Annotated in this window: 13 protein-coding genes; 1 reads left to right on the plus strand and 12 read right to left on the minus strand. The window is 33.9% G+C overall.

What is annotated here, in order from left to right; all coding sequences use genetic code 11:
• Nucleotides 1-76: 76 nt before the first annotated feature.
• On the minus strand, nucleotides 77-2,110 hold the full coding sequence (gene metG, locus ACH6CY_RS09065) for a methionine--tRNA ligase (protein WP_374067015.1): 2,034 nt from the start codon (nucleotides 2,108-2,110) through the stop codon (nucleotides 77-79).
• A 427-nt stretch (nucleotides 2,111-2,537) separates the two neighbouring features.
• Here metG and ACH6CY_RS09070 point away from each other — a divergent pair, with 427 nt between their 5' ends.
• Nucleotides 2,538-2,816 carry a transition state genes transcriptional regulator AbrB gene (locus ACH6CY_RS09070; protein WP_374067029.1) on the plus strand — a complete coding sequence of 93 codons (279 nt, stop codon included), beginning with the start codon at nucleotides 2,538-2,540 and terminating at the stop codon, nucleotides 2,814-2,816.
• 67 nt (nucleotides 2,817-2,883) lie between these two features.
• Here ACH6CY_RS09070 and rsmI read toward each other — a convergent pair whose 3' ends face one another.
• The 11 genes from rsmI to ACH6CY_RS09125 all read right to left on the minus strand — a co-directional run bounded on the left by rsmI (nucleotide 2,884) and on the right by ACH6CY_RS09125 (nucleotide 11,006).
• A complete protein-coding gene (gene rsmI / locus ACH6CY_RS09075) occupies nucleotides 2,884-3,762 on the minus strand; it encodes a 16S rRNA (cytidine(1402)-2'-O)-methyltransferase (protein ID WP_374067016.1) in 879 nt (292 codons plus the stop codon).
• Nucleotides 3,740-4,036, minus strand: a complete 297-nt coding sequence (locus ACH6CY_RS09080) for a GIY-YIG nuclease family protein (RefSeq protein WP_374067017.1) — start codon at nucleotides 4,034-4,036, stop codon at nucleotides 3,740-3,742. The genes rsmI and ACH6CY_RS09080 overlap by 23 nt, the downstream gene beginning before the upstream one ends.
• Nucleotides 4,020-4,769 carry a tRNA1(Val) (adenine(37)-N6)-methyltransferase gene (locus ACH6CY_RS09085; RefSeq protein WP_374067018.1) on the minus strand — a complete coding sequence of 250 codons (750 nt, stop codon included), beginning with the start codon at nucleotides 4,767-4,769 and terminating at the stop codon, nucleotides 4,020-4,022. The genes ACH6CY_RS09080 and ACH6CY_RS09085 overlap by 17 nt, the downstream gene beginning before the upstream one ends.
• 93 nt (nucleotides 4,770-4,862) lie before the next feature.
• Nucleotides 4,863-5,210 carry a DNA replication initiation control protein YabA gene (gene yabA, locus ACH6CY_RS09090; protein WP_374067019.1) on the minus strand — a complete coding sequence of 116 codons (348 nt, stop codon included), beginning with the start codon at nucleotides 5,208-5,210 and terminating at the stop codon, nucleotides 4,863-4,865.
• Nucleotides 5,211-5,225: 15 nt separating this feature from the next.
• Nucleotides 5,226-6,053 (minus strand): PSP1 domain-containing protein, encoded by an 828-nt coding sequence (locus tag ACH6CY_RS09095; RefSeq protein ID WP_374067020.1) that lies wholly within the window; start codon nucleotides 6,051-6,053, stop codon nucleotides 5,226-5,228.
• A 4-nt stretch (nucleotides 6,054-6,057) separates the two neighbouring features.
• Nucleotides 6,058-7,044 carry a DNA polymerase III subunit delta' gene (gene holB / locus ACH6CY_RS09100; protein ID WP_374067021.1) on the minus strand — a complete coding sequence of 329 codons (987 nt, stop codon included), beginning with the start codon at nucleotides 7,042-7,044 and terminating at the stop codon, nucleotides 6,058-6,060.
• A 160-nt stretch (nucleotides 7,045-7,204) separates the two neighbouring features.
• Nucleotides 7,205-7,645 carry a YaaR family protein gene (locus tag ACH6CY_RS09105; RefSeq protein ID WP_374067022.1) on the minus strand — a complete coding sequence of 147 codons (441 nt, stop codon included), beginning with the start codon at nucleotides 7,643-7,645 and terminating at the stop codon, nucleotides 7,205-7,207.
• A gap of 49 nt (nucleotides 7,646-7,694) precedes the next feature.
• Complete coding sequence (locus ACH6CY_RS09110) at nucleotides 7,695-8,024, minus strand: cyclic-di-AMP receptor (protein ID WP_374067023.1); 330 nt, start codon at nucleotides 8,022-8,024, stop codon at nucleotides 7,695-7,697.
• A 16-nt stretch (nucleotides 8,025-8,040) separates the two neighbouring features.
• On the minus strand, nucleotides 8,041-8,688 hold the full coding sequence (tmk, locus tag ACH6CY_RS09115) for a dTMP kinase (RefSeq protein ID WP_374067024.1): 648 nt from the start codon (nucleotides 8,686-8,688) through the stop codon (nucleotides 8,041-8,043).
• Nucleotides 8,689-9,507: 819 nt separating this feature from the next.
• Complete coding sequence (locus tag ACH6CY_RS09120; RefSeq protein ID WP_374067025.1) at nucleotides 9,508-9,699, minus strand: sigma factor G inhibitor Gin; 192 nt, start codon at nucleotides 9,697-9,699, stop codon at nucleotides 9,508-9,510.
• A gap of 209 nt (nucleotides 9,700-9,908) precedes the next feature.
• Nucleotides 9,909-11,006: a PRK06851 family protein gene (locus ACH6CY_RS09125; RefSeq protein ID WP_374067026.1), complete on the minus strand. Its 1,098-nt coding sequence runs from the start codon at nucleotides 11,004-11,006 to the stop codon at nucleotides 9,909-9,911.
• Nucleotides 11,007-11,380 lie beyond the last annotated feature (374 nt).

An 11,380-nucleotide genomic window follows, 5' to 3' on the forward strand; every position in this document is an offset into this window, starting at 1 on the left:
ATTACCCTCCTATTATTGCACTTCATATGAAAAGGAAAACGCCCATCAAATTACATCGATAAGCGTTTAACTTTTATTATTTTACAGCAGATCCATTTGGCAAATAGTCCGGAACGGTTATTAAAGATAGGTTACCTTCCGCATCTTCCCCAGAAAGAATCATACCTTGACTAATGAGCCCTCGCATTTTTCGTGGTTTAAGGTTAGCGACAATCACAACTTTTTTACCAACTAATTCCTTTGTGTTTTTATAAAATTCGGCGACCCCTGATAAAATTTGGCGATGACCATTTGTATCACCTGCATCTAATCGAAATTGAAGTAGCTTATCTGCGCCTTCCACTTTTTCACAAGATATAATTTCAGCTACCTTTAGCTCTACTTTATCAAAATCATCATATTTAATCGTTTGATTCTTAATAGAAGACAGCTCTATGTTTTCTGGATCCCACTCAGCTTCTTCCTCTGCTGGTTTTGTTCCAGCCATTGCTTGCTTCATCGCTTCTACTTCTTCCTCTTTGTCTAATCGTGGAAAAATAGGTTCACCTTTTTTTACTACTTTTCGTCCTATCGGGAAATTTCCAAACTGCAGGTTCTCCCATATCTGATCGTGTCTATCATCTAATCCTAGCTGTTGATAAATCTTACTAGATGTATCAATAAAAATTGGTTGAAGTAACGTAGCTACAATACGTAAACTTTCAGCTAAGTGAACCATTACACTTTCCAACTCAGCACGGTTATCCTCCTCTTTAGCTAGTAACCATGGTTGAGTTTCATCGATGTATTTATTTGTACGTGAAATAAATCGCCATACTGCTGTTAATGCTTGACTGAACTGCATCGCATCCATTTCTGCTTCATACACACTAACTGTCTCTGCTGCTAATTCACGTAAATCATTATCGTATAGAGTCACATCTCCGTTATACGCTGGCACTTCTCCATTACAATATTTATTTATCATAGCAATGGTTCGATTCAATAAATTACCTAGATCATTGGATAAATCAAAATTCATTCGAGAAACAAAATCTTCCGGTGTGAAAATACCATCGTTTCCAAACGGTACTTCACGCATTAAGTAATAACGCATTGGGTCAACACCGTAACGATTGACTAAGAATTCTGGATAAATGACATTCCCTTTCGATTTAGACATTTTCCCATCTTTCATTAATAACCAACCATGTCCATATACCTGTTTTGGAAGTGGTAAATCTAATGCCATTAACATAATTGGCCAATAGATTGTATGGAAACGAACAATTTCCTTGCCAACCATTTGCACATCAGCTGGCCAGAATTTCTTAAATAATTCTGGTTGATGGTCAAAGCCACCTAATTCTGGATCATAACCAAGCGCAGTTATATAGTTCGTCAAAGCATCTATCCATACATAAATAACATGCTTTGGATCTGAATTAATCGGTACACCCCAGTCAAATGTTGTACGAGAAACAGCTAGATCTTCCAATCCTGGTTTAATAAAGTTATTAATCATTTCTTTCTTGCGTGACTCTGGTTGAATGAAATGTGGATGATTTTCGTAATAGTCAAGTAATCGATCTGCGTATTTACTCATACGAAAGAAATAAGATTCTTCCTTCACCCACTCTACTTCGTGTCCACTAGGCGCAACTCCACCAATTACATTACCTGCTTCATCACGATAAACCTCGGCAAGCTGTGTTTCAGTAAAAAACTCTTCATCTGGAACAGAATACCAGCCAGCATAGTGACTCAAATAGATGTCACCTTGTTTCTTTAACTTGTCAAAAATCTTTGCTACCACTTCTTTGTGATAGCCATCAGTTGTTCGTATAAATTTATCATTTGAAATTTTCAATAATTTCCAAAGCTCTTTAATACTTTTAGCCATTCCGTCCACATAGTCCTGTGGCGTCTGGCCTAACTCCTGTGCTTTTTTTTCAATCTTTTGTCCATGTTCATCCGTTCCTGTTAAATAAAACGTATCATAGCCTTTTAATCTTTTGTATCGAGCAGATACGTCACAAGCAATGGTTGTATAAGCGTTACCTATATGCAATTTACCGCTTGGATAATAAATCGGTGTAGTAATATAAAATGTTTTCTTCTCTTGAGCCATGAAATCTTCCTCCTGAATTATTGCTTTTTTTACATTATTGCTTATCATGTGTATATTTACACAGTATTTATTATTTTACATCATTCATTTCCCTCTATTGTATCGGTTTTATTGTTATTTTTCCATTCCTAATAGCGTAAACTAAAATATTACTCTTGTTATTAATCAGTAAATGGATGTTTTGATTTTCCATTTCCGAAGGCACTAGCCGCTGATACAAAAACATAGGAATACTGTTCATTTTTCTTCTTCAAAGAAAATCTATTATGAATATCGGGAGAAATATATATTTATTTTATTATTTTTCCTAAAACATTAGTTTTTTTCAAAAAAAGTAATTGACACATATAGAAATTACTGGTATGTTAAATGTAGAACTTGTCGAATAATGGCAGAACCATTATTTATCTTGAGAGGAGAAAAGAATATGAAATCTACAGGTATTGTTCGTAAAGTTGATGAGTTAGGACGCGTGGTTATTCCAATCGAACTTCGTCGTACTCTAGGAATTAACGAGAAAGACGCGTTAGAAATTTACGTTGATGATGAAAGAATTATCCTACAAAAATATAAGCCAAGCATGACTTGTCAAGTGACTGGCGATATTTCTGATAATAACTTATCATTAGCTGACGGCAAACTAGTATTAAGCCCCGAGGGTGCAAAAGCACTAGTTGATGAAATTAACTCACGCATGAACAAGTAAAAGACACCAAAAAAGATGAAGTATCTATCAGAAAGATACTTCATCTTTTTTTGTTAATTAAGTGATGCTATTGGTTATTTATATGATAAGCTTGATAAACGTCACGTTTCTGTAGCTTCCGATCTAAAGCAACTTTTTTAATAGCTTCTTTGCTTGGTAGTTTTTCTTGATCAATATAGTGTTGTACATGTAATGATACAGATAGATCTTGCCACCAATTGTTCTCACTTTCACCTTTATACTTTGCTCCTTCAATAACAATACAAAATTCACCTTTAATCGTCCCTGTTTTTGCCCACTCTATTACTTCTTCTAATGTACCACGCACATATTCTTCAAACCGTTTGGTTAATTCCCTTCCAATTACAACGGAGCGATTGCCGAAATGGTTATACAATTCTGAGAGCGTATCTTTTACACGATATGGTGATTCATACAGCAGAATCGTATCTGTAAGTTGACTCAACTGTTGTAGTGCTTCTTTTTTATCTTTATTTTTTCTTGGCAGAAATCCATAAAAATAGAAGTGTCTTGTAGGAAGACCCGAAGCAACTAGAGCACATAATCCAGCGTTTGCACCCGGAAGTACTACAACAGGTATAGACTGTTTAATGGCCGATTCAATCACAGGATTACCAGGATCTGAGACAGCGGGCATACCTGCATCACTTACTAATGCCACATTCTTTCCGTTTTGCATTGCCTCAATTAACATTTGCTCACGCTGATCATTACTATGTTCATGATAACTAATAAGCGATTGGTTGATGTCAAAATGGTTTAAAAGCTTTTTCGTATTTCTAGTGTCCTCAGCTGCAATGAAATCAACTTCACGCAAGGTATTTAATGCACGAATTGTAATATCCTCTAAATTACCAATAGGTGTAGGCACAATATATAGTGTGCCAAATATATTATTGGGATCAAAGCTCCTTTGAATATTCACATCGCCCCTCCTTCTGTTGAAACGAACGAATTCGAGTCATCTTATCCTTCCTTTTTAATTGCTTCATACAATATTCTTCTTTCATTGCTTCTTCTTTCGTTTCAAATCCTTTGTAATATCGAAGTGAAAAAGGACCTCTTCCTCTTGTGTATTTTGCCCCTTTACCTGACTCATGCATAGCAAGACGACGAGCTAAATCATTCGTATAACCTGTATATAACGTTCCATCTTTACACTCTAAAATGTAAACCACATGATTATATTTTTTGTCCATAAATAATTTCTGATAGCTCCTTTGTATACTCTCCATTCTGTTCAAACACATATAAAGGTGGATGAATATGTAAGTCTGGATTCCCATCACGTATTGCTTCAATTAATAAAACATTCGCTTCTTTTCCTTTTTTAGGATAAATGAATTGTAATCGCTTAGGCTCTAATTTATATTGTTTGAATAAAGTTAAGATTTCTACCAACCGGTTTGGGCGATGCACCATTGCGACTTTTCCACCTGACTTTGCTAGTTTGCTACAAGCTTGTACCACATCATCCAAACTGCAAAGTATTTCATGTCTTGCTATCGTTAAGTAATCATTTTTATTTTGGTGCGATTTTTTCTCTGTCTGAAAGTACGGTGGATTTACTGTCACAATATCGAACTTATTATTACCAAATCGTGCTGGCATATCTTTCAAATCGCCATGAATCAATTGGATTTGCGCTTCTTTTTGATTCATGTCCACACTTCTTTTTGCCATGTCATATAGACGTGCTTGAATTTCTACCCCGGTAATCGTTGCTGTAGTTTTTTTACTAAATAATAGTGGAATGACACCGTTACCTGTACAAAGATCTAATATTTTTCCTCTCTTGAGTGGGATACGTGCAAAATTAGCAAGAAGTACAGCATCAATAGAAAAAGAGAACACTGCCGGGCTTTGAATAATCTGCATCGATTCATCTGCCAATAAATAATCTAAACGCTCATCTTCTTTTAACTCTACCATGATTATGCCCCTCTACCACTTCTCTTGTTTGCGTTTAAAAGGACTGAAAATTAAAGGTGATGGCACCTAAAATAATCAGCCCTAAAAACGTCATTATTTTGTTTTGTTTAAAAATAATAAACAAAACAAGCAATCTTCATCTTGCCTTGGACTTCCAAAATGCACATTACAAATATGAAATCCTTCTTCATATAAACGCGCTAAATTGTCATACCCTTCACCAATACCGACATCATGATGTTCTAACCCATGATCTGTCCCAGTTTCATGGGTTATCTCACTTTCTAGACGATTTCGCAAATGATGATTTTCCATAGATAATCGATGATTTTCTTCCAACAGTTCACTTATGTGATTTTTTAAATCACCAAGTTGTTGATAGAGTTGACCAATTTGTTCTTCCATATAAGATACTTGTTCAAATACCTCTTTTTTATTCATGCTACCTCCACCCCATTATTCTGTGGCTTCCGTATGAATAACTCCCTCATCGATTAACTCATCTAACGTATACTCAATGACTCTCTCTTTATCGGGAATTTCTATTTGAATCATACGCTCTAGAATATTCAAACCTACTACTTTACCTTTTCCATAAGGTGTTTGAATGGATTCACCCAAATCAGGCAATTCTTTTTTTGCTGTTTCATAATCATCATTTTCATATTTCAAACAGCACATTAATCGACCACATAAGCCTGAAATCTTCGCTGGGTTTAATGATAAGTTCTGATCTTTTGCCATTTTTATTGATACAGGTTCAAAGTCACCTAAGAAAGTAGAACAACACAACATTCTACCACACGGACCAATTCCACCTAATAGCTTCGCTTCATCTCTTACACCTATTTGACGCAATTCAATACGTGTCTTAAATATAACAGCAAGATCTTTCACTAAGTTACGAAAATCAACTCGTCCATCGGCTGTAAAATAAAATATAGCCTTGTTACGATCGAATGTATACTCTACATCAACTAAATTCATATCTAAGCTATGTTCTATAATTTTCGACTGACAAACTTGATAAGCCTCCGTTGCATTTTTTTGATTTTCTGCAACAATTCGTTTATCCTTTGGAGTCGCAATGCGTATTACTTTTTTTAAAGGAAGGACAACATCTTCCTCATCAACTTGTTTATTGGCAATGACTACTTTTCCAAATTCAACGCCCCTGACCGTTTCCACAATGACATAATCGTCCTTGGTAATAATCATTTCGCCAGGGTCAAAATAATATATCTTACCCGCTTTTTTGAAGCGTATACCTATTACCTCTATCATATTCTCACCTCTGCATTCGCAGTGTTAATTGCTCCATCAAAAGTGTAGGATGAACATTCTGCTCCATGCGTTTCTTCGCTTCCATCATAGCATAAAGTATCTGTGTTGTATCCTCCTTAGACCAATACATCGCACTTTTTTCTATTTTATCTAAATAAGAATTAAAAATAATATATTTTTCTCTACCAATAAGCTGATACATAACATCTTTATACCACAGAACAAGCAAATCTAGACCAAGCTGTAATTGCTCTCTATCAGAAAAGTGTGACATCCATTGCTTTTGTATAAACAATAGTACTTCATCATTTTTGTACTGAAGCATTTCAACTAATTGTACCACTAAATTTCGCGCTTGCGCAAACCACTCATTTTGATCAAAAACTTTTGCATCATCCACATTATTCGTTAATGCAGAGAACAATCGTGCATTTGCCTCTGTAATACCTAGATCTTGTAGCATCATTTGCATTTTTTTTTCATTCAAAGGCTGTAAGGAAATAATCTGGCATCTAGAACGAATAGTGTTTATAATACCATACACATTCTCAGTTAGTAGAATGGCTGTTGTCTGCTTACTTGGCTCTTCTAAAAATTTCAATAGCCTGTTTGCTGCATTGACTGTCATTTTATCTGCATCTTGAATAACATATACTTTTCTATTTGATTCTAGACCAGTATAAGAGAATTCTTTTTGTAAATGTAAAATTTGATCTTTCTTTATTGAGGTGCCTTCAGGGATTATTTTATGAACATCTGGATGGTTTCCAGATGTAATACGAAGACAATTCCTACATGCATGACAAGGCTCACCATCCACCTGATTCACACAAAAAATACTTTTCGCTAGCAATGTTGCCATATTGCCTTTCCCTACACCTTTTTGACCATGAAATAAATAAGCATGAGAAATACGATTACGCTTAATCATATTTACTACCATCTTCGTTGCAATTGGCTGAATTGTCGCTAACTCTTTCCAATTATCCATATCGATACGCCCTTTTACTATTGGATCTATTTGCTTGTAATCATTGAATGCCTACCAAATGTTTTTCGAAAAACAAGAAAAAAGAGCGAAATGAAAGCATTTCAACTCTTGTTTTCATCTTATTTTATATTATCATCTTTTTCAACTATCTTATAGTCAGTTATGAATATAAATTAATTAATAGCCCTTTTATTTCCCCGATTACATCTAATATGTCAATCGAACGCCTTTCTTGTTCTAATACTACTTCAGTTAGTTGCACTAATTTTTCATCAATCTCTTTTACAAGGGTTAGTTTTCGATTATTTCCCTGGAAATTAAAACTATGCGAATGATTTAAATCCATGCCATATTGTACTGCTTCTTTAACAAAATCTTTCACCAATCGTTTATACTTAGCTAAATCTTTAAAAGAACGATAACGTGCTAGTCGCTCTCCTTGCAATGTAATATTTTTTACTAATTCGGTCAATTGTTCGTGTTGTAGCTTTTGGGTTTGCGAGGCAACCATCACATCAAATTTTTTGTTAATTTTTTGATTATTAACTGCTTGTGTTTTTGTTGCTTCAATTTGCGCTCGCATCTCTTGATTAATCTTCATTTAAAGTACCTCCTTTACAAATCATATAGCAAAAGAGTGACATAGTAGTTTAAAACTGATAAAAGGAATCAATTGGTAACACAAATACAGTCGCTCCTCCTACTTCTACATTAATTGGCCTCGGGATATAAGAATCAGCATTTCCTCCCATCGGTGAGATTGGAGCAACCATTTGTTCCCGTTGGCTACAATTATCTTTAATAACTGCTAAAGCTTCATCTACTGCATCATCATTACATCCAATCATTAATGTTGTATTACCTTCTTTTAAAAATCCGCCAGTTGTGGATAGCTTCGTTGTTTTAAAATCTTTTTTACCTAGAGCATCTGTTAAACGATTACTATCTTTATCTTGTAAAACTGCTACAATCAATTTCACTTTACTCGCCTCCCAATCATTTTGTTTTAACGGTATGATTATTTATATGCTTTAAAATAAGATCTAACGCATACTCTACTACGACCTCTAACTTAGGACTAGCATCAACTGCTACGATTCGATCATTAAACCGGTCAAGAAGTAACATATAAGCATCATAAACAGCTTGGTGAAAAGATAATTCTTCTAAATCCAACCTATTTTTTTCACGTTCGCTATTTAATGCTATTCTCTTTAATCCTTCTTCTGGTGTAATATCAAAAAACAATGTGAGATCTGGCATTGTGTTACTAATAGCAAACTGATTAATTTGATAAACTTCATCTATGCCCAACCCTCTTGCATAACCTTGATAAGCTAAGCTACTGTCAATAAAACGGTCACATAATACGATTTGATCATCATCTAATGCAGGAACAACTCGTTCTACTAAATGTTGTCTTCTAGCAGCAGCATATAACAACGCTTCTGTTCTTGCATCCATAACTGTATATGCTCGATCTAATATGATATCTCTTATTTTTTCAGCTATCTCAATTCCACCAGGTTCTCTCGTAGTAACTACTTGATAACCTAATTGTTTTAGTTGACAGGAAACCGCTTGTAAAACAGAACTTTTACCAGCACCTTCTCCACCCTCAAATGTTATAAATTGACCTGACACACGCATTCTCCTTTTAGAAAAAACAGACTCCATCTTGCAAGCCATCGTTCCTCATAATCTGTTTTCCAACAAAACAATGCTACTACAACAAACAACCCTATTTGTTTGTTATCTTGTTGAAAATGAATATATACTATATTTTCTAATTCAATACGCACACATTTTACTACAATAGGCACGCTTATTGTTAGATGGCATAAGTTGTTCAGTTACAACCCTTTCTTTCTAATGGATACTCCTACTTAATAAATAGTTGCTCTAACCTAGCCATCTTTAATAAGTAAAAGTTAAACGCTTCACTTTCTTTGGAAAAAAATTTGTCTTTTTTTCTATTGTAGCATGTTTTTCAGTTATTTTTAATTGACCTTATATTTTTCCTTTAGCTTTTTTAAATCTATCTCATTGCTTAAATATCTCTAAACCATGACTCAGGAAAAGTAAACTATACTTCAAACCATTGCGCTAGTTCTTTCTCAACAACTACCTAGCATCATTTACAATATTGTTGTTAGCCGATCATCTAAATTAGTGATTACCCGTCATATCAATAGACAACATTTCTTTAAATATTTTCTCTACTTACATCAGGGAAATAAAACCATTTCATGTCCAAGGTGATCGGAAGATATGGATATTTTTTAAATTATATTAATCACTCAAATAAAGATACCCTTTTTTGATACGCATATTTTCATCTTTTATAGTCATCTATATATTATAACTAAAATGCTTCTACTAATATACTTTAATAAAGTTGTTATGGAATTAATTACACAAAAATTAAAACCCGTATTCTATTAATAATACGAGTCGGTTACATTACGAATATTGTGTTCTTTTATTTATTTGCTTTAGTTTATTAACAAAATAGCTGTACAACTCATCTTCCGGTTGAGTCTCTATTATTTTTCTTTCACAAGACTGACAAATAAAAAAATGATAGATATGAATACCTTCTTTTTTACTATTATGGCAAATGCCACATTCTTCACGCGTTATTCGTTCTTCCACCGTATCTCCACCTCCATCTATGTCATAGTTTGTCCACTTAACAAAGTTTTATTCACTATTAAAATAAGAATCTTTCAATTTTGTTAAGTACTACAATACACAGATGAAGGTAATTAATTTTTGTATGTATTTTATAGTTAAGCTGCCTTTTTTTAATTATTAAATAATGAAAAGGCAGCAAACAATACCACTTAATAGTTAGAATATGCTTAGAAATTTTGACATTTTTCAATAGATCTGTAAATATCTTTGTAAATTGCATCAATAACTGAAAAATCAGTGGAATCAACATATATTTTCTTTAATTGATCATGTATAGTCTTTGCTTCTTGCAAATATCCAATTCCTTCTTTCATTCGTTGTTTATAACGTTTATTTAGAGTATTAATTTCATACTCATTTGCTTCATCCGTTCCGGGTGCAACCGTTTTTTCATATAAATCAACAATTTCATCACCATGCCTATTTGGAAAATATTCATGCGGATCCGTGCTATCAAATAGACAAACACTTAGTTCTCGTATAATAATCATATCAATACTTTCTGGATCGAATCCGCAATGATAGACTTCCACATCAAAGTCTCGCTCTGTAGCTGTCGCAGCAATTTTTTTCAACAACGTTGATTTCCCAGTTCCAGCCCGTCCTTTAATAAAAAATCTTTTATTAAGTCCCTCTGTAATATTTGCAATGAAGTCTACAACACCGTTTGGAGTCGATGCACCAAAAAAGCGATGTCGTGTGATTGCATCTGATAATTTGCTTTTTTTACCAGTGAATAGTTTTTCAATTAATTCTTTTGTTACTTGATCTGCCTTTTTAAAATCAATATTGTTAATGTAAACAGACTCTAATTCGTCATGAATCAATAAGCCTCTTTCAAAAGATTGATAAGCCAATTCTAATGTTTCGCTCTTTTGTTTTTCATAATTCAATATAGCTTGACGTTGTGTACTTAGTAATGAAGTATCCCATGCAACACCTAAATTGACATATTGCTCAATTGCACCAGGGGCTTTAGGCTTAAAACCTTTTGGATGTGTTGCATCTATTATCGCACACTTTAAAGAAGGAATAATCAAACCAGCTAATTTATCATGATCAAATGAGCAATATATTTGTTCAATATCATACCCCTTTTCACTCCAAGTACTTGCAAGTCTTTTTATTAAGCTAGATTTCCCATTTCCGGGTCCTCCAATTAATGTATAAATCACTTCTATCCCTTGTAGATTCGATTCCAGTAAATTATAAAATCCTTTTGCTGTATTACCTCCTGCAAAATAACTCACTTTTTTTCCTGTCATGCATACTCCTCCTTTAAAATTTGGAAGGTCATCTAACCTAATTTATGTAATTATGGATAATATAATTACAATAAATTAATAATTTTAATGATGGAGTTTTTTTACAGTTTATATTTTTACAATCATATATTTTATTATCTTCAAAAGGTAGTGTTAACAAAAGAGAGGGGAATGCGTATATTTTTCTTCTTCTTTTGAAGCAATGGTAGAACAGATGGCACCACTACATTTAGTATAGAGCGATATAGGGTTGTTTGATAAAGAAAAAAACCTTTGAAATAAATTCAAAGGTTTTTAGGTTGCCTAGCGACGTCCTACTCTTGCAGGGGCAAGGCCCCAACTACCATCGGCGCTGAAGAGCTTAACTACTGTGT

Source organism: Paraliobacillus sp. JSM ZJ581, from assembly GCF_044383835.1.
Taxonomy (GTDB): domain Bacteria; phylum Bacillota; class Bacilli; order Bacillales; family Amphibacillaceae; genus Paraliobacillus.

Excerpts from the sequence above, each read along its gene's own strand:
- metG (WP_374067015.1), bottom strand. The coding sequence starts at position 2,110 with ATGGCTCAAGAGAAGAAAACATTTTATATTACTACACCGATTTATTAT.
- ACH6CY_RS09070 (WP_374067029.1), top strand. The coding sequence starts at position 2,538 with ATGAAATCTACAGGTATTGTTCGTAAAGTTGATGAGTTAGGACGCGTG.
- ACH6CY_RS09080 (WP_374067017.1), bottom strand. The coding sequence starts at position 4,036 with ATGGACAAAAAATATAATCATGTGGTTTACATTTTAGAGTGTAAAGAT.
- ACH6CY_RS09085 (WP_374067018.1), bottom strand. The coding sequence starts at position 4,769 with ATGGTAGAGTTAAAAGAAGATGAGCGTTTAGATTATTTATTGGCAGAT.
- yabA (WP_374067019.1), bottom strand. The coding sequence starts at position 5,210 with ATGAATAAAAAAGAGGTATTTGAACAAGTATCTTATATGGAAGAACAA.
- ACH6CY_RS09095 (WP_374067020.1), bottom strand. The coding sequence starts at position 6,053 with ATGATAGAGGTAATAGGTATACGCTTCAAAAAAGCGGGTAAGATATAT.
- holB (WP_374067021.1), bottom strand. The coding sequence starts at position 7,044 with ATGGATAATTGGAAAGAGTTAGCGACAATTCAGCCAATTGCAACGAAG.
- ACH6CY_RS09105 (WP_374067022.1), bottom strand. The coding sequence starts at position 7,645 with ATGAAGATTAATCAAGAGATGCGAGCGCAAATTGAAGCAACAAAAACA.
- ACH6CY_RS09125 (WP_374067026.1), bottom strand. The coding sequence starts at position 11,006 with ATGACAGGAAAAAAAGTGAGTTATTTTGCAGGAGGTAATACAGCAAAA.